The sequence below is a fragment of the Arthrobacter liuii genome (assembly GCF_014639275.1).
Lineage (GTDB): Bacteria > Actinomycetota > Actinomycetes > Actinomycetales > Micrococcaceae > Arthrobacter > Arthrobacter liuii.
In genome coordinates, this window is record NZ_BMFW01000009.1 from 24046 (window position 1) to 41002 (window position 16957).

Annotated in this window: 17 protein-coding genes; 10 read left to right on the top strand and 7 right to left on the bottom strand. The window is 66.5% G+C overall.

Features of this window, described 5'->3' with window-relative positions; all coding sequences use genetic code 11:
* Nucleotides 1–65 precede the first annotated feature (65 nt).
* The 3 genes from IEW19_RS11290 to IEW19_RS11300 all read left to right on the top strand — a co-directional run bounded on the left by IEW19_RS11290 (nucleotide 66) and on the right by IEW19_RS11300 (nucleotide 3237).
* Nucleotides 66–839 (top strand): IclR family transcriptional regulator, encoded by a 774-nt coding sequence (locus IEW19_RS11290; RefSeq protein WP_188571727.1) that lies wholly within the window; start codon nucleotides 66–68, stop codon nucleotides 837–839.
* A gap of 140 nt (nucleotides 840–979) precedes the next feature.
* Complete coding sequence (locus IEW19_RS11295; RefSeq protein ID WP_188571728.1) at nucleotides 980–2308, top strand: CaiB/BaiF CoA transferase family protein; 1329 nt, start codon at nucleotides 980–982, stop codon at nucleotides 2306–2308.
* Nucleotides 2308–3237 carry a hydroxymethylglutaryl-CoA lyase gene (locus IEW19_RS11300; protein WP_188571729.1) on the top strand — a complete coding sequence of 310 codons (930 nt, stop codon included), beginning with the start codon at nucleotides 2308–2310 and terminating at the stop codon, nucleotides 3235–3237. Before IEW19_RS11295 ends, IEW19_RS11300 begins: the two co-directional genes overlap by 1 nt.
* 57 nt (nucleotides 3238–3294) lie before the next feature.
* Here the strand turns inward: IEW19_RS11300 and IEW19_RS11305 are convergent, their stop codons facing one another.
* Entirely contained in the window at nucleotides 3295–3462 is a 168-nt protein-coding gene (locus IEW19_RS11305) for a hypothetical protein (RefSeq protein WP_188571831.1), read from the bottom strand.
* 200 nt (nucleotides 3463–3662) lie between these two features.
* Here IEW19_RS11305 and IEW19_RS11310 point away from each other — a divergent pair, with 200 nt between their 5' ends.
* From IEW19_RS11310 to IEW19_RS11325, 4 genes are all read left to right on the top strand, one after another.
* On the top strand, nucleotides 3663–4490 hold the full coding sequence (locus IEW19_RS11310) for an IclR family transcriptional regulator (protein WP_188571730.1): 828 nt from the start codon (nucleotides 3663–3665) through the stop codon (nucleotides 4488–4490).
* A gap of 128 nt (nucleotides 4491–4618) precedes the next feature.
* A complete protein-coding gene (gene hutU, locus IEW19_RS11315) occupies nucleotides 4619–6316 on the top strand; it encodes a urocanate hydratase (RefSeq protein ID WP_188571731.1) in 1698 nt (565 codons plus the stop codon).
* Between the two features lie 103 nt (nucleotides 6317–6419).
* Nucleotides 6420–8012: a histidine ammonia-lyase gene (gene hutH, locus IEW19_RS11320; protein ID WP_188571732.1), complete on the top strand. Its 1593-nt coding sequence runs from the start codon at nucleotides 6420–6422 to the stop codon at nucleotides 8010–8012.
* Nucleotides 8013–8174: 162 nt separating this feature from the next.
* Nucleotides 8175–8420 (top strand): hypothetical protein, encoded by a 246-nt coding sequence (locus IEW19_RS11325; RefSeq protein ID WP_188571733.1) that lies wholly within the window; start codon nucleotides 8175–8177, stop codon nucleotides 8418–8420.
* Between the two features lie 90 nt (nucleotides 8421–8510).
* On the opposite strand, the gene IEW19_RS11330 is transcribed toward IEW19_RS11325, so the two are convergent.
* A complete protein-coding gene (locus IEW19_RS11330) occupies nucleotides 8511–8771 on the bottom strand; it encodes a hypothetical protein (RefSeq protein ID WP_188571734.1) in 261 nt (86 codons plus the stop codon).
* Between the two features lie 205 nt (nucleotides 8772–8976).
* Here IEW19_RS11330 and IEW19_RS11335 point away from each other — a divergent pair, with 205 nt between their 5' ends.
* A complete protein-coding gene (locus IEW19_RS11335) occupies nucleotides 8977–9867 on the top strand; it encodes a fumarylacetoacetate hydrolase family protein (protein ID WP_188571735.1) in 891 nt (296 codons plus the stop codon).
* A gap of 1 nt (nucleotide 9868) precedes the next feature.
* Here IEW19_RS11335 and IEW19_RS11340 read toward each other — a convergent pair whose 3' ends face one another.
* From IEW19_RS11340 to IEW19_RS11355, 4 genes are read right to left on the bottom strand one after another with little or no spacing between them, the layout of a single operon-like run.
* Nucleotides 9869–10261, bottom strand: coding sequence for a universal stress protein (locus IEW19_RS11340; RefSeq protein ID WP_188571736.1), 393 nt, complete (start codon nucleotides 10259–10261; stop codon nucleotides 9869–9871).
* Entirely contained in the window at nucleotides 10258–11847 is a 1590-nt protein-coding gene (locus IEW19_RS11345; protein WP_188571737.1) for a tripartite tricarboxylate transporter permease, read from the bottom strand. The genes IEW19_RS11340 and IEW19_RS11345 overlap by 4 nt, the downstream gene beginning before the upstream one ends.
* Complete coding sequence (locus IEW19_RS11350) at nucleotides 11848–12351, bottom strand: tripartite tricarboxylate transporter TctB family protein (RefSeq protein ID WP_188571738.1); 504 nt, start codon at nucleotides 12349–12351, stop codon at nucleotides 11848–11850.
* The gene (locus IEW19_RS11355) at nucleotides 12348–13358 is read right to left on the bottom strand and encodes a Bug family tripartite tricarboxylate transporter substrate binding protein (RefSeq protein ID WP_188571739.1); all 1011 of its coding nucleotides are present in this window, start codon (nucleotides 13356–13358) and stop codon (nucleotides 12348–12350) included. Before IEW19_RS11355 ends, IEW19_RS11350 begins: the two co-directional genes overlap by 4 nt.
* 236 nt (nucleotides 13359–13594) lie before the next feature.
* Here IEW19_RS11355 and IEW19_RS11360 point away from each other — a divergent pair, with 236 nt between their 5' ends.
* Both IEW19_RS11360 and IEW19_RS11365 read left to right on the top strand, forming a co-directional pair.
* Nucleotides 13595–15175: a sensor histidine kinase gene (locus IEW19_RS11360; protein WP_188571822.1), complete on the top strand. Its 1581-nt coding sequence runs from the start codon at nucleotides 13595–13597 to the stop codon at nucleotides 15173–15175.
* A complete protein-coding gene (locus IEW19_RS11365) occupies nucleotides 15172–15837 on the top strand; it encodes a response regulator (protein WP_188571740.1) in 666 nt (221 codons plus the stop codon). The genes IEW19_RS11360 and IEW19_RS11365 overlap by 4 nt, the downstream gene beginning before the upstream one ends.
* Nucleotides 15838–15855: 18 nt before the next feature.
* Here IEW19_RS11365 and hutG read toward each other — a convergent pair whose 3' ends face one another.
* Complete coding sequence (hutG, locus tag IEW19_RS11370; RefSeq protein WP_188571741.1) at nucleotides 15856–16845, bottom strand: formimidoylglutamase; 990 nt, start codon at nucleotides 16843–16845, stop codon at nucleotides 15856–15858.
* Between the last annotated feature and the right edge of the window lie 112 nt (nucleotides 16846–16957).

The following is a 16957-nucleotide window of genomic DNA, read 5'->3' on the forward strand; positions in this document are numbered from 1 at the left end:
GTGGACCTGATGCTAACAGTTACTCCGGTCACACTCAACGCCTCCGCGACTCATACACTTTCCCCATGAGCTCCAGCGAAACGTCGGCCACACCCTTGTTGGTCCTTCGGAAGATCACCGCCATCCTCGATGCTTTCTCCCTCGCGCAGCCCGAGCTGTCGCTGGCCGAGATCCGTTCCAGCACGGGGGTGCCGCATTCCACAGTCCAGCGGCTGGTTGCGAACATGGTGCAGGAGGGGATCCTGGACCGGCATGGGGACCGGTACCGGGTGGGGGTGCGGATGGCCCACTGGGCGGCGCCTGCAACACAGGGGTTGGATTTCCTGGAGCTGCTGACCCCGGTGCTGCGCCGGCTGCGTGATGAATTGGGTGAGACGGCATGCATTTTTCGCGAGTCCCAGGGGAAGCGGGTTTGCATCGCCTTGGCAGAGACCCGGCGCATGCTCCGGCGCGTTGTGAGCGTGGGTGAGATCATGCCGCTGCACGTCGGCGCGGCAGGGCGCGTCCTCCTCGCCTGGAATCCGGACGTCGCGGAGCAGGTGTACCGGTCGGGCCTGAAATCCCTGACCAACCAGACCATCACCAATGCCGCGAGCCTGCAGGAGGCGGTTGCCAAAGCGCGCGCAGACGGTTACGCCATTACCACCGGTGAGCGCGTGTCCGGGGCTAGCGGTATTTCAGCGCCAATCTTCGGACCCCAAGGTGAACTCTTCGGGGCACTCACCGTGATGGGGCCCGCCCTGCGGATGCCCTTCGACGTCTGCGCGTCCTGGGTGGAACAGGTCCTTTCCGCTGCCGAGGAGGCCACCCGGGTTATCGGAGGAACCATTCCCCAATAGCGCGGTTTTCCGCTCCTCTCTATCCACATGGTGAATTTCGGTCCACAATATGAGTTGTTGTCAACGATTGCTTCGCGACCCGCGGCAGGCCGGGCAACGCGGCCCGGGCGCGGGCTGCCGGCAGAACAGGAGTCCCAAAGATGGTGGAAACTTCACAAACCGCACCCCCTGACGGAACGCGCGGTGGTCAGAACCCGGGTCCTGTACCTGCCCCTCAGGCCGGGACCCGGCCCGGCGCTGCCCCTGATCGCGGCGCTGCCCTGGGAACGGTCAGCGGGCCTTTGGCCGGCGTGCGGGTGTTGGAGCTGGGATCACTCATTGCGGGTCCCTTTGCCGGACGGCAGCTGGCGGACTTCGGCGCGGAGGTCATCAAGATAGAGTCTCCTGACCGTCCCGATCCCATGCGCGAATGGGGCCGGGCCCGGGTACAAGGCCACACCCTCTGGTGGTCGGTCCAGTCAAGAGGGAAGAAGTGCGTGACGTTGGACCTCAAGTCGCCCCGTGGGCGGGAATTGTTCCTGGAGCTCTGCAGGGACGCCGACGTCATCCTTGAGAATTTTCGCCCCGGAACACTTGAGAAACTCGGGCTTTCACCCGAAGTGCTCTGGCAGGGCAACCCGGGCCTGGTCATCGCCAGGGTCTCTGGCTATGGCCAGACCGGGCCGGACGCGAACAAGCCAGGCTATGCATCCGTGGCCGAAGCCCGCGGTGGCCTGCGCCACCTCAACGGATACCCGGACCAGGCACCGCCACGGACAGGCATCTCGTTGGGGGACAGCCTGGCGTCGCTTTATGCGCTGCAGGGAATCCTGCTGGCCTTGTATTGGCGGGACGCCCGGGGAGGGACAGGGCAAGTCGTGGACGTTTCCCTCGTGGAGGCCTGTTTTTCCCTCCTGGAAAGTGCCGTGCCGGACTACGCGGCTGCGGGGATCGTCCCCGGACCCAGCGGCTCTGGATTGAAGGGAATAGCGCCGTCGAATATCTTCCGCTCCAGCGACGGGAAATGGGTGGTGATCGCTGCCAACCAGGACTCGGTGTTCGTGCGGCTGGCCGCTTCGATGGGCATGCCGGAGCTGGCCTCCGACCCCCGGTACAGCAACCACGCTTCCCGCGGAGCCAACCAGGATGAGCTGGAACAACTGATTGCCGAATGGGCCGCAGGATTCAACCACGGGGACCTGGTGGCGCGCCTTGACCAGCATTCTGTTCCCAACAGCACCGTCAGCACCATCGAGGACATTTTCGAGGATCCCCAGCTGCGGGCACGGAGAATGCTGGTGGAAGTCCATGATGAGAAGTTGGGAGCAGTGGTCCAGCCGGGCATTATTCCCAAGCTGTCCCGCACCGGCGGCGGCATTGCGTGGAACGGGCCCCTGGTGCCGGGTTCCCACAACACCGATGTCTACGCCGGCCTGCTCAAGCTCAGTGCCGAAGAACTGCAGGATGCCAAGGATGAAGGTGCGATCTGATGAACGGAATTGCGGGAACCGATAAGTCCAAGGGTGCAGTTTCCATCGTGGACGTCAGTCCCCGGGACGGGCTGCAGAACGAAAAGGTTCCAGTCAGTACCCACGACAAGCTGCGCCTCATCAACGACCTGATCGCCTTGGGGGCCAGGCGAATCGAGGCCGTGAGCTTCGTGAATCCCAAAAAGGTTCCACAAATGGCTGATGCCGACGCCGTCATGGCGGGGGTGCCGCGGGATGCCGACGCCAGCTACATCGGCCTGGTTTTGAACACGCGGGGCGCGTACAGGGCAGTGGATGCAGGAGTGGACGAGATCAACTACGTTCTGCCCGTCACGGATGCCTTCGCGGCGGCCAACCAGAACACCACGGTCGCCGCCGCCCTCGATGCCTTGGAGGAAGTAGCCGGAATCGCTGCCGCTGCCGCCATCCCGGTCAGCGTCACGGCCGCCGTCGCCTTTGGCTGCCCGTACCAGGGCGACGTGTCCGGGGAACAGGCCCTTTCTGTAGTCCGAAGCGCACTCCAAAGGGCCCAATTGGCCGAAGTTGCCCTGGCGGACACCATCGGTTGCGCCGTCCCCTGGCAGGTAAAGGAGGTTTTTGCTGCCCTGGCAGCGGAAACGGACGTGCCGCTGCGTGCCCACCTGCACGAGACCCGCCACACTGCGTTGGCGAATACCTATGCGGCCATGGCAGCTGGGGTGAGGATCTTTGACAGTGCTGTGGGAGGCCTGGGCGGTTGTCCGTTCGCCCCCGGCGCCGCCGGCAATGTCTCCACAGAGGACCTGGCCTGGATGCTGGAGCGGGCAGGCTTTTCCACGTCAATCGACCCACGTGCCGCCACAGAGTTGGGCCGCTGGATCTGCGCCAAGGTGGAGACGGCTCCCCGCTCCGGGCTCGCCGGCGCGGGAGTGTTCCCCAAAGCGGCATAGGCCAGGGGCGTACTCCGCTCCAGCACCCATGCTGCCCGGGCATTGGCCCTTTCGGGCTTAGTTCCGCCTACGCCCGGCAAGCGCCGTTGTCCGGACTGAGGAGACCACCGGCAACGGCGACGTCTCGTCCTCAAGGTGGGCCCGGCGTCGGCCGTCACCTTTGATCCACAGGCGGTAGGCGAGGGCCAGCAGTCCCAGCCACGCGGCCGCGAGATGGCACTTCACGGCAGTCCTGCCGTGGAACATTGCCTTCAAATGCCATCTCGCAGGAGTTTTTCCAAGGACTGCTGTCACCAAGGAAGCTTGAAGCAACTGTCTGGTATTCGAGACGCTGCTGACGTGGATGGATCATTAAATGTGCCAATGAGGGCGCAAGCTTAAGTACGGGATACCGGACAGAGCTACCCAGAGAGACCTTTCCACACATGAGCACTGCACTGAGCACGGAAACCCAGGCTCTCCGCATGCCGGCCAAGGCGCCTTCGAAAGTTCCCGCCGCGGAAAACACCCTGCGCATCCTGAAACTCCTTGCTTCGCGGCGAGGACCGATGGCGGCGTCGCAGATTGCCTCCAGCCTGGACCTGCCCCGGTCCAGCGTCTATCACCTCCTGGGGGTAATGGAGGCCAACGGCTTCGTCCTCCACCTCCACGAGGAGCAGCGCTACGGGCTGGGCATCAGCGCCTTCGAACTCAGCTCGGCGTACTCCCGGCAGGAGCCGCTGTCGCGGCTGGGCCGTCCCTTGCTCGCGAGCCTGGTGGATGCCATCGGCGAGAGTGCCCACCTTGCCGTGCTTCATGGCCGCGACGTCCTGTACATCGTGGAGGAGCGGGCCAAGAACCGCCCGTCCTTGGTGACCGACGTCGGCGTCCGCCTTCCCAGCCACCTCACTGCCAGCGGGCGGGCCATCCTCGCCGCGTTGCCCAAATCGCAGGTGCGCGTCCTGTACCCGAACGCGGAGGCCTTTACCGCCCGGCACGAGGTGGAGGGCGCCATCATGAAGTACTCGGCGTTGTCCTCGCACCTCGACCAGGTCCGCCAGCGGGGGTACGCCACCGAGCACGGCGAGGTGACCCCCGGCTTCGGCTCCATCGCTGCCGCGGTCACCGACCATCTGGGCTGGCCCACGGCCGCCGTCGCCGTCACCTTCCTGGAGGACAAACTGCCCGCGGACCAGTGGCCGGTGCTCGCCGCCCGCGTCCAGAAGGTTGCCGATGAACTCTCCGTCCGGATCCACGGACGCCCTGTCAAATAGGGTCCGGCGTTTGTCTGGCATTCCGGACAGGGCAGCCGCGAAAGCCCTGTGAAGCCTGTTCTCCAAGGGCTTTAGTGGATACAGAACTTCTTTCCGCCAACAGACACACCATTGAGAAGGAGCCCACCATGGCACCCGCCGATTTCACCACCGGTGCCCGCCCGGTCAAAGCAGCCCGCGGCACCGAGCTCACCGCCAAGTCCTGGCAGACCGAAGCGCCGCTCCGCATGCTGATGAACAACCTGGACCCCGAGGTCGCAGAACGCCCCGACGACCTGGTGGTCTACGGCGGAACGGGCCGCGCCGTCCGCTCCTGGGCCGCATTCGATGCCATCACCCGCACCCTGGAAACAATGGAAAAGGACGAAACCCTCCTGGTCCAGTCCGGCAAACCGGTTGGTGTGTTCCGCACCAACGAATGGGCGCCCCGCGTGCTGCTGGCCAATTCCAACCTCGTGGGCGACTGGGCCACCTGGCCCGAGTTCCGCCGGCTCGAGGCCGAGGGCTTGATGATGTACGGCCAGATGACCGCCGGTTCCTGGATCTACATCGGCACCCAGGGCATCCTGCAGGGCACGTTCGAGACGTTCGCAGCGATCGCCCGCAAGCTCACCAGCGACGAAAACGGCACCCTCGCCGGCACGTTGACGCTGACCGGCGGCTGCGGCGGCATGGGCGGCGCCCAGCCGCTCGCCGTCACCCTGAATGAAGGCGCCTGCCTGATTGTCGACGTCGACGAGACCCGCCTGCGCCGTCGGGCCGGCAAGCGCTACCTCGACGAAGTGGAAACCGACCTCGACGCCGCCATCGCCAAAGTGCTCAAGGCCAAGGAAGAGTGCCGCGGCTGGTCCGTGGGCTACGTGGGCAACGCCGCCGAGGTCTTCCCGGAACTGCTTCGCCGCCACCACGCCGGCGAGCTGACCGTGGACATCGTCACCGACCAGACCTCCGCGCACGACCCCCTGAGCTACCTGCCCGAGGGCATCACCGTCGAGGAATGGCATCGCGAGGCCGCTGCCGACCCCGAGGGCTTCACCAAGAAGGCCCAGGCGTCGATGGCCAAGCACGTCCAGGCCATGGTGGAATTCCAGGACGCCGGCGCCGAGGTCTTCGACTACGGCAACTCCATCCGCGACGAAGCCCGCAAAGGCGGCTACAACCGCGCCTTTGAATTCCCCGGCTTCGTCCCCGCCTACATCCGGCCGCTGTTCTGCGAAGGCCTCGGCCCGTTCCGCTGGGTTGCCCTCTCCGGCGACCCCGAAGACATCCGCGTCACGGACAAGGCCATCAAGGAACTCTTCCCGGACAACAAACACCTGCACCGCTGGATCGACGCCGCCCAGGAACGCGTGGAGTTCGAGGGCCTGCCGGCGCGCATCTGCTGGCTGGGCTACGGCGAACGGGCCAAGGCCGGGCTGCTCTTCAACCGGCTGGTGAAGGACGGCAAGGTTAAGGCGCCCATCGTCATTGGACGCGACCACCTGGACTCCGGCTCCGTCGCCTCCCCCTACCGCGAGACCGAGGCCATGGCGGACGGTTCGGACGCCATCGCTGACTGGCCGATGCTCAACGCCCTGCTCAACACTGCTTCCGGCGCCACCTGGGTGTCCCTGCACCACGGCGGCGGCGTCGGCATCGGCCGCTCCATCCACGCCGGCCAGGTTTCCGTTGCCGACGGCACCGACCTCGCCGCGGAGAAGCTCGAACGCCTCCTCACCAACGACCCCGGCATGGGCATCATCCGCCACGCCGACGCCGGCTACGAACGTGCCCTCGACGTCGCCAGGGAGCGCGGCGTCCGCATCCCCATGAACGAAAACAACTAACTGACATCCCGCTGACCCAACTGAGTCGCAGTAGATGTCGTTTTGAAGCCTCATAACGACATCTACTGCTACCCAGTTGGGAGCAACCACCGAAGTAGGAACCATGACCACGATTACCCACGAACCGCTGACCGTCACCCTCGGTCCCGCCGGCGTCACGCCTGAGGATGTGCTCGCCGTCGCGCGCCACGACGCCAAGGTAACCATCTCCCCGGATGCCTTGGAAACCGTCGCCAAGGTGCGCGCCCACATCGATGAGCTCGCGCACAGCGAGACCCCGGCCTACGGCATTTCCACCGGCTTCGGCGCACTGGCCAACCGCCACATCCCCAACGAACTGCGCACCCAGCTGCAGAAGTCCCTGATCCGAAGCCATGCGGCGGGCATGGGACCGGCCGTGGAACGGGAAGTGGTCCGCGGCATCATGTTCCTGCGCGCCAAGACCCTCGCCTCCGGCCGCACCGGTGTGCGCCCCGTAGTCCTGCAGGCCATGGTGGACGTCCTCAACGCCGGCATCACCCCGGTGGTCCGCGAATTCGGCTCGCTGGGCTGCTCGGGCGACCTGGCGCCGCTGTCGCACTGCGCGCTGGTCCTGATGGGTGAAGGCGAGGCGGAAGGGCCCGACGGCGTCAGGTACGGCGGGCGCGGAGAGCGGCCTGTCGCTGAACTGCTGGCAGGGCACGGCATCGAGCCGGTCACCCTTGCCGAAAAGGAAGGCCTTGCGCTGGTCAACGGCACCGAGGGCATGCTGGGCATGCTCCTGATGGCCATCGCGGACCTTCGCCAGCTGCTGGCGACGGCGGACATTACCGCAGCGCTCAGCGTCGAGGCCCTGCTGGGCACCGACCAGGTGTTCCTGCCCGAACTGCATGCCGCGCTGCGGCCGCACCCGGGCCAGGCGGCCAGCGCTGACAACATGCTGCGGGTGCTCTCGGATTCACCGATCGTCGCTTCCCACAAGGTAGGGGATTCCCGGGTGCAGGACGCGTACTCGCTGCGCTGCGCCCCGCAGGTGGCCGGCGCCGTCCGCGACACCGTTGACCATGCCGAACTGGTGGCCACCCGGGAAGTGGCGGCGGCCATCGACAACCCGGTGGTCCTGCCCGATGGCCGCGTGAGCTCCAACGGCAACTTCCACGGCGCACCCGTGGCGTACGTCCTGGACTACCTGGCCATCGCCGTCGCCGACCTCAGCTCCATCGCCGAGCGCCGGACTGACCGGATGCTGGATCCTGCGCGTTCGCACGGACTGCCCGCCTTCCTCGCGGCAGACCCCGGCGTGGACTCGGGACTCATGATCGCCCAGTACACCCAGGCCGGCCTGGTCTCGGACAACAAGCGGCTCGCTGTTCCGGCGTCCGTCGATTCCATCCCAAGCTCCGCGATGCAGGAGGACCACGTGTCCATGGGCTGGCACGCGGCCCGGAAGCTGCGCAAGGGGCTGGAGAACCTCCGCCGCGTGCTCGCGATCGAACTGGTGACCTCGGCACGGGCCCTGGATATCCGGACGCAGCTCTCAGGCGGGGTCCTGACACCTGGTCCGGCGGGCGCGGCGGTGGTGGCTGCCCTCCGCGGTGTGGTGGAGGGACCGGGGACTGACCGTTTCCTGTCTCCGGAACTGGAGGCCGCTGACCGGCTGGTCGCCTCAGGAGACGTGCGCCGCGCGGCCGAATCCGCCGTCGGGCCCCTCGCCTGAGGCCGAAGAAACTTCAGCACCTGCTGCGCCTCCGTCCCAAGGGCGGAATTTCCGGTGCCACGGCCCGCCGTGGCACCGGGACTGTAGTAGAACTGAAGATGTAGTGAAAGTCACATCAACGAAGCTGTGGCAGCAGAACGATACAAAGGGGTAGAAGTTCAAATGAAAGCACGTGGGGACGTCCTGTCCAGGCGCAATGCCCATTCCGCTGCGGTGTCCAACTGGAAGGCCCTCCGGGCCGGGGACCGGGTCGAAATCATCAAGCACGCTCATGTGGTGGCCGCCGGGGAAGTCGAAGAGGTGTCGCAGAGTGGCAACGTCCTTTGGCTGGTCCCGGCCGGCCCGTCGGGAGCAGCGGAAAAGGAGCTTTTCCTGAAGTCCGACGGCGTCCAGGTCCGCCGCGGCTAGCAGGCACTCGGGCAGCAAAAAGCAACCAATTTGCAGCAACGAAAAGTCCCCGCACTCCGAACGGTGTGCGGGGACTTTTTGTGGGGTTGGTCAGGCAGCGAAGGACTCGTACGTTTCGCCGAAGGGTACTGATTCGTCCAGGGCTACCGTGTAGCGGCCAGGGTGCTGCCTGGTGACGAGGATGCCGCAAGTGGCGTCTTTTGCTGCCACCTCAATCAGTTTGGCGACCGCTTCTTCCAGTCCCGCGTGGACCTCGCTGGCGTTGGAAAACTCCAGGCTGATGGACTGCAAGGCAGGTCCTTCGGTGGTCTCGGCAGCGACGGGGACGCGCTCCAAAGTGGCTGTAGTCATTTACTGAACTTTCTGTGTTTCGTGCCGGGATGGCTCCAACATTCTACCGGCTGCTTCTGTTATATGTCAGATGACCGTCCTTTGGAAGCCCTCCCTTGCGGTCACAATGTGTCTGTTGGCCGGGCCGGAGGGAAATCAGGGGACCATGGAAGCGGGCCCGCGCAGGCCCTGGAAACCCATCGGTACAGCTTGAGGAGAATTCGGTATGAAGATCATGCGCCTGGGCGAAAGCGGCAGCGAACAGCCCGCCGTGCTGGTTTCCTCAGCGGATGGCCATGAGCGGTATTTCAGCCTGCTGCCCCTTACCGCTGACGTGGACGGCGCATTCCTTGCCGCCGGAGGCCTGGACAAGGTCCGGAAGGCGCTGGCGGCGGGGGAACTTCCGGTCCTGGAAGAGGCGGCCGCGCTTCGGGTCGGTTCACCCGTGGCCCGGCCTGGCTCGGTGGTGGGCGTCGGGATGAACTACGCTGCCCATGCCGCAGAATCGGGCGCAGAGCCGCCGACGATTCCCGTCGTCTTCCTCAAGCCAACCAACACGGTCACCGGCCCCTATGACCCCGCACCGCTGCCGCCCCGCTCCACCCAATACGACTGGGAGGTGGAACTGGGCATCGTGATCGGCAGGGAGGCCACCTACCTTGGCTCCAGGGAGGAAGCAGCCGCATGCATTGCCGGCTACGTCACGGCCGATGACTTCTCCGAGCGTGAATACCAGCTGCCGGGAGCTGCCGGGCAATGGACCAAGGGCAAATCGCTTCCCGGGTCAACGCCCCTGGGTCCGTGGCTGGTTCCGGCTGGGGAGATCGACGGCGGCAACCTGCGGCTGCGCAGCTGGGTGAACGGCGAGCCGCGCCAGGATTCCACGTCTTCGGAGCTCATTTTTGATGCTGCCACGCTGGTCCACCACTGCAGTCAGTACATGCTGTTGGAGCCGGGCGACGTGATCCTTACCGGGACCCCGCAGGGTGTGGCATTGAGCGGCCGCTTCCCCTACCTCCAGCCAGGCGACGTGGTGGAGGTAGAGGTTGAGGGCCTGGGCCGCCAGCGCCAGGAGCTGTTCCGGGCACGGGCGGCCGCTACGGCCCAGACGGCCTGACTCAGCGGGCCTTGACGGCCAGGACCGGGCAGTCCGCCTCCAGCAGGATGCGCTGGGACGTGCTGCCCATGATCAGCTTGCCCACCGGGGTACGGCGGCGCAGGCCAATCACGATCAGTTCAGCGTTGTGCTCCTCGGCGGCGTCCAGCACTTCGGCCGCAGCGTCATGGCCGCGGACCGGTCGCTTGATCAGGTACTGGATGCCTTGGCTGGGCAGCCGCTCCCCGATGTCCTGGATGTCGCCTTCCTCGGCGAAGCGGTCATCCACCGCGGCTTCGCCCTTGGAGGAGTTGATCAGCACCAGGGTGGTGTTGCTTCTCCGGGCTTCGGTGATGGCCTGCGTCAGGGCAGCTTCGCCCTCAGGGGTCGGGACGTATCCCACAACAACGGTCATGGTCGCTCCTTATGGTTGGTGTAGACGGCATTGTGGTTCGAGTGGACCGCATCACCGGCTTCTGTGGCAAGGGGCGCTGCCCCGCCGGCAGGAGCCGCAACCGGACGGCTGCGGCGGAACAGCTTGTACGCAAAGGGCCAGAGCAGGATGAGGCCAATGATGACATAGATGCCGACGGCGATCGGCTCACCCAGGAGCCCTGCCGGGTCGCCCGCGCTCAGCTGCAGGGTCTTGCGGAGCTGCCCCTCGATCCGCGGACCCAGGATCACGCCGAGGATCAGCGGCAGCACGGGAAGCCCGAAGCGCCGCATCATGAACCCTAGTGCGCCCAGGACCAGCAGGATCACCAGGTCGAACGCCTGCAGGTTCACCGAGTAGGCGCCCAGCGTGGCGAAGAACAGGATGCCGGCGTACAGGTACGGGCGGGGGAGCTGCAGCAGCTTGGCCCACATCGGTGCCAGCGGCAGGTTGATGATCAGCAGCAGGAAGTTGCCGATGAAGAGGCTGGCAATCAGCGCCCACACCAGGGGACCCTGGCTGGTGAAGAGCTGCGGGCCCGGCTGGATGCCGTAGGACGTGAAGGCGGCGAGCATCACCGCGGCCGTGGCGTTGGTGGGCAGGCCCAGGGCCAGCATCGGTGTCAGGGTGCCTGCGGCGGCAGCGTTGTTGGCTGCTTCCGGCCCGGCAACACCTTCAATGGCGCCCTTGCCGAACTCCTCCGGGTGCTTGCTGAGGCGCTTCTCCGTGACATAGGACAGGAAAGTGGGGATCTCGGCGCCACCGGCGGGCAGCGCACCGAAGGGGAAGCCGAACGCGGTACCGCGCAGCCACGGCATCCAGGATCGCTTCCAGTCGAACTTGCCCATCCAGGGCTGCCCCACCGGGATCGCGTGCAGCGGGGTCCGGCGCAGGTACGCGGCCACCCAGAGGGCCTCACCCACGGCGAAGATGGCCACTGCCACCACCACGATGTCCAGGCCGTCCGCCAGGAGCGGCTGGCCGAACGTCAGGCGGCGCTGGCCGGTGACGGAGTCCATTCCCACCAGGCCGATGGCCAGGCCGAGGCCCAGGGAAGCAAAACCGCGCAGCCGCGAGGAGCCGAGCACCGCCGTGACGGCCAGCAGGGCAAGCACCATGATGGCGAAGTAGCTGGGGGCGCCAAGGCTGACGGCGAACTTCACCACGATCGGTGCGCAGACGGCCAGCAGCGCCGTGCCAATGGTGCCGGCGACGAACGAGCCGATGGCCGCCGTCGCAAGCGCCTGCGCCGCCCGGCCCGCCTTGGCCATCTTGTTGCCTTCGATGGCCGTGACCACGGAGGACGATTCACCGGGTGTATTGAGGAGGATCGAGGTGGTGGAGCCGCCGTACATGCCGCCGTAGTAGATGCCGGCGAACATGATGAAGGCGCTGGTGGGTTCCAGGGCGTAGGTGACGGGAAGCAGCAGGGCAACGGTCATGGCCGGGCCCAGGCCGGGGAGGACGCCGACGGCGGTGCCCAGGATGACGCCGATCACGGCGTACATGAAATTCATGGGGGTCAGGGCGGTGGCAAAGCCGTCCATGAGGGAGGACCAGACGTCCATTTAGAGAATTCCTTCCAGGAGGCCGGCCGGCAGTGCGATGCCCAGGCCGAGGTAGAAGCCGTAGAAGGTCAGCAGGGACAGCGCCACGGAGATCAGCCCGTCCCGGACGTAGTGGCGGCTGCCGAGGGCCAGGACGCTGCCCCAGAACAGGATGGTGCCGGAAATGACCCAGCCGGCCCAGTCGATGAGCAGGATGTTCAGGATGAAGGCCCCCGCCAGCGGCAGGATGGTCTTCCAGTCGGCGGGGTGCGCCAAATCGACGTCCTCGCCGCCCTCAGCCTCTCCCTTGCCGCCGCGCAGGACGTTCAAGGCCAGCAGTACGGCGCAGACTTCCAGCATTCCGGCCACGATGAACGGAACGGTTTTGGGCCCTACCGGGTCGGACTTCGAATACGGGGTTACCAGGCCGTTGGCATCCAGGAAGACAAGGACGCCGGCCGCCCCGAGCAGGAGTGCGACTCCCAGCTCGGAGCGGCCTTTGAGACCTGTGGTCAGGGATGTCACGCCAACCCAAGCTTGGTGAGGACGTCCGCTACCCGCTTGTCCTGCTCGGTGAGGAAGGTCTTGAACTGGTCGCCGGTGATGAAGGCGTCGGTCCAGCTGTGGGTCTTCAGCGCTTCCTTCCAGCCCTCCGTGCCGTGCATCCTTTCCAGCGCTGCGATCAGGGCAGCCTTGTCCTTGTCGCTGATGCCCGGAGGGGCCACGACGCCGCGCCAGTTGGTGAACACCAAATCGATCTTGGATTCCTTCAGCGTGGGAGCGTCCACGCCGTCGAGGCGCTTTTCGCCGCTGGTGGCCAGGACGCGGACCTCGCCGGACTCGATCTGCTTCAGGTACTCGCCTGCGCCGGAGGCGGCGAAGCCCAGCTTGTTGCCGAGGATCGCGGGCAGGAGGTCGCCGCCGCCGTCGTAGGAGACGAAGTTGACCTTGGTGGCGTCGATGCCCACGGCACCCGCAAGCTGCATGGGCAGCAGGTGGTCCGGGCCGCCGGGGGAGGAGCCGCCGCCAACGGCGATGGAGCCGGGATTGGCCTTCCAGGCCTTGACCAGGTCATCAATGGTCTTGTATGGGGAGTCCTTGCTGACCATGATGGCGCCGGGCTCTTCGATGAGGCGGGCCAGCGGGGTGGTGTCGGTCAGTTTGGACTCGGACTTGTTGGTGTAGCTGGCGCCCACCACGCCCAGGCCCATGAGCATGGCAAGGTCGCCGTTGCCCTTCTCGTTGACTATCCGGGCCAGGCCCACGGTGCCGCCGGCGCCGGCGAGGTTGAAGACCTCGGTATTGGTGGAGATCTTCGCGTCGTCGAGGACCTTCGCGGCGGCGCGGGCGGTGGTGTCGTATCCGCCGCCGGGAGTGTTCGGGACCATGATCTGCAGGCCGGTGATGGGTCCGGCGGCGGCGCCGGAGCTTTCCGAACCGGTGGAGCTCTTGCTGGTGGCACCGCAACCGGTGGCCATCAGGGCGATGCCGGCAGCAACGGCGGCAATTCGCAATGCGCGGATCTGGCGCATGTGTTCCTCTTCTCTCAAACAAATCTGATCAGCATCGGCTGACTTGTGGTTCCGATGCTAGGGGCGGCCGTGACGGTGATCACTCTTGTGTACGCAGAGAAAGTTGTGTTCACTGCGTTCACGTTTCCAAGAGCGCACCAAATGCGCACAAAGAGCCGGTCCACGGCCCTTGGGATATAGTTCCCGGGTACCACCGCCGGACCACCAGGAAGACCATTGTGACTCGACGACGAGGAATGTCACTTGCGGGGCAATACCTTCTGCTGCAATTGCTCATTGTCCTGGCGGTCCTGGTGGGCGTGGTGGCCATTTCCCTGGCCCAGTCAGCGGCGGCCTTCGAACGGATTGAAGGCCGGCGCGCCCTGTCGGCCGCGGAGGCCCTGGGCGGCAATCCCGTGGTGCGTGAACTCCTCCCGGAGACAGAGCCGGGTGGCGGGGCAGTACTGCCCGCGGTGGCGGAGTCCGTACGGATCGTCTCGGGCTCGTCGCGGGTGGCGCTGGCAAAGCTGGACCGCATCGTGGTGGCGTCTTCGGACCCCAGCCTGCTGGGCCTGCCGCTGGAGCTCGGCGCAAGCAGGGTGATGGAAGGCCGTGGCTGGACGGGAGTAGTGGGCGGAACCCCTGCCCCGCTCCTGTCGGCGCACGTTCCGGTCCTGGACGACACTGGACACATGATCGGGATCGCTTCCATCAGCCGCAACTACCCCACTGTGCTGGAGCGGCTGGGGGACGCCGTGCCCAACCTCCTGACGTACCTGGGGGTGGCGAGCGTCCTGGGCGTCGCCGGTTCGCTGTTGCTCTCACGGCGGGTCAAGCGGCAGACCCTGGGCATGGAACCCAGCGAAATCACGGGCCTGGTGGAGAACCGCGAGGCCATGCTGCACGGCCTCAAGGAAGGCGTGGTTGCGCTGGACCTGCACGAGCGGATCACGGTGGCCAACCACAGCGCGCGTGCGCTCCTGGGCCTACCGCGGGACTGCGTGGGCAAGCGCGTGTCCAGCCTCGCCGTCGAACCCGCCCTCAAGGAAGTCCTCACCCGTGAGCAGCCCGGGCCGGACCAGCTGTTGCTCGTGGGGGACCGGCTGGTGGTGATGAACCGGGTGCCCTTCCAGTCGCGCGGCAGGGTGATCGGCTCGGTGGCTACCCTTCGTGACCGCACGGAGCTCTCGGCACTGGAGCATGAGCTCGGCACCACCCGTACCGCCACGGACACCCTCCGTGCCCAGGCCCACGAGTTCGCCAACCAGCTGCACGTCATCTCCGGCCTGATCCAAATCGGCGAATACGATTCCGTGGTCCAGTTCGTCAACGGTGCCACCATGGACCGGACCCGCCTCAACGACGAGGTGACCGGCCGGATCAAGGACCCGGCGCTCGCCGCCCTGCTCATCGCCAAGTCGAGCCTTGCCGCCGAACGGGGCGCGGCCCTGCAGCTGGATCCGGACTCCATTTTGGACAAGGTCGATGAGGGGCTGTCCCGTGACCTCACCACCGTGGTGGGAAACCTCGTGGACAACGCGTTCGACGCCGTCACGGGGCTTTCGCACGCAGCCGTCAGGGTGCTGGTGGACGGCAAAGCCGGGGGAGACGTTGTGGTGACGGTGCGGGACAACGGTCCCGGAGTCCCCGGCGGTTCCAGCGACCACATTTTCCGACAGGGCTTCACCACCAAGGATCCAGGCCCGGCGGGCAGCCGGGGTTTCGGGCTCGCCCTGTCCCGGGTGGTGTGCCGCCGCGGTGGGGGAAACCTGACGGTGGCCAACGATAATGGGGCGGTCTTTACTGCTGCGCTGAAACGAGGAATTTCCCAGCCATGATCAAGGTCCTGATCATCGACGATGACTTCATGGTGGCCAAGGTGCACGCCGGCTTCATCCAGCGCACGCCCGGTTTCACCGTGGTGGGGGCGGCACACACCGGTGCCCAGGCTGTTGCCGAGACCGGACGGCTCCAGCCGGACCTGGTGTTGCTGGACATCCACCTGCCGGACATCAATGGCCTGGACCTGATGCAGCGGCTGCGCGGTGTGGCGCCGGAACTGGACGTGCTGGTGATCAGTGCCGCCCGCGAAGTGGAGACCGTGCGGAAGGCGCTCCGCGGCGGCATTGTCCACTACCTGATCAAGCCCTTTTCGCAGACGGACCTGCAGGAGCGGCTGGAACATTACCGCAACGCTTACCAAAGCCTGGATGCTTCCAAGGACGTGGCCGAACAGTCCGACGTCAACCGGGTTTTCGGTCTGGACCGCGCCGAACGTCCACTGCCCAAGGGATGCAGCATCGAGACGCTGAAGCTGGTGGAGGCTGCATTGAACGCTGCCGCCGGTGATGTGTCAGCGGCTGAAGTGGCCCAGGAGCTCGGCACCTCCCGCGTCAGCGCCCGCCGTTACCTCGAATACCTGCATGATGAAGGGACGCTGGACGTGCGGCTCAAGTACGGTGTGGGACGGCCGGAACGGCGGTACGTGCTGAAGGCCTGACCAAGCTGCAACTGCCGGTCAGCGCAGCAGCGTGTCCACCAGCCGCGCGGCAGTCCGGGCGGTGCGGCCGTCAATGTCGCATGCCGGGTTCAACTCCGCCACGTCCAGGTGCAGCAGCTTCCCGCTCCGGGCCACCTGCCGGCACACCGCTGAAATGACCGGAAGCGGCACGCCGTAGGCCGCAGGTGCGCTGACGCCCGGTGCCACCGCGGCGGGCAGCACATCCAGGTCGATGGTCAGGTACAGGACATCGATGTCCGCCAGGAAGGCAGCCACGAAGTCCTGGACCCGGTCCGCTTCGCAGTCCTCGTCCAGCAAATACCGCACGCCCAGCTTCCCGGCGGTGCCGAACAGGACCTGGGTGTTGTTCGGCTCCGAGATGCCGACGACGGCGTAGCGGAATTCGCGCCCCGCGTCCGCCTCCGCGCGGGCCATCTGCAGGAACGGTGTCCCGGAACTCGGAAGGGGCTCGTCGCGGAGGTCGAAGTGGGCGTCAAGGTTCAGGACGCCAAGGCGCCGCCCTGTTTGGACCGCCCGCGATGCGCTGACGCCCAGGTAGCTGGCGTAGGCGGTCTCGTGGCCCCCGCCCAGCACCACGGTCTGGTGGCCGGCGTCGAGCAGGGCCGCCAGTGCCTCACCAAGCCGCTCCTGCCCGGCCTCCAGGTCCTGTCCGGACACCACCACGTCGCCGATGTCAGCCACCGTGCGGTCCAGGTGGAAGGCCAGCGAGGCCAGCGCCTTCCGCAGCGCTGCCGGGGCGGCGGCTGCTCCGGTACGGCCCTGGTTGCGGCGCACCCCCTCGTCGCTTGCGAAGCCCAGCAGGGCAGCCGGCCTGCGGACTGAAGGTGCCGGACGCCCGGCGCCCTGGGAGCCTGCCGCTTCTGCCGGCCCCGGCTGGCTTTCCTGGTTCACCGCCTGCCACCAGCGGCGGTGGCGGGGGCCGTCGCCGTCGAACCTCCCTGTCCATGGCTGGGGCGGGACGTCGACGGCGGGGAGCTGGAGGGACATGCCTCAAGCTCACCGCATGCCGGGCGTGAAAACCAGCAACACCGCCGTCGTCCTGTCCGGAATCCAAGAACCCGGGCGGCAGGCGGGCGGGGCGGACATGTCCGCCGCAGGG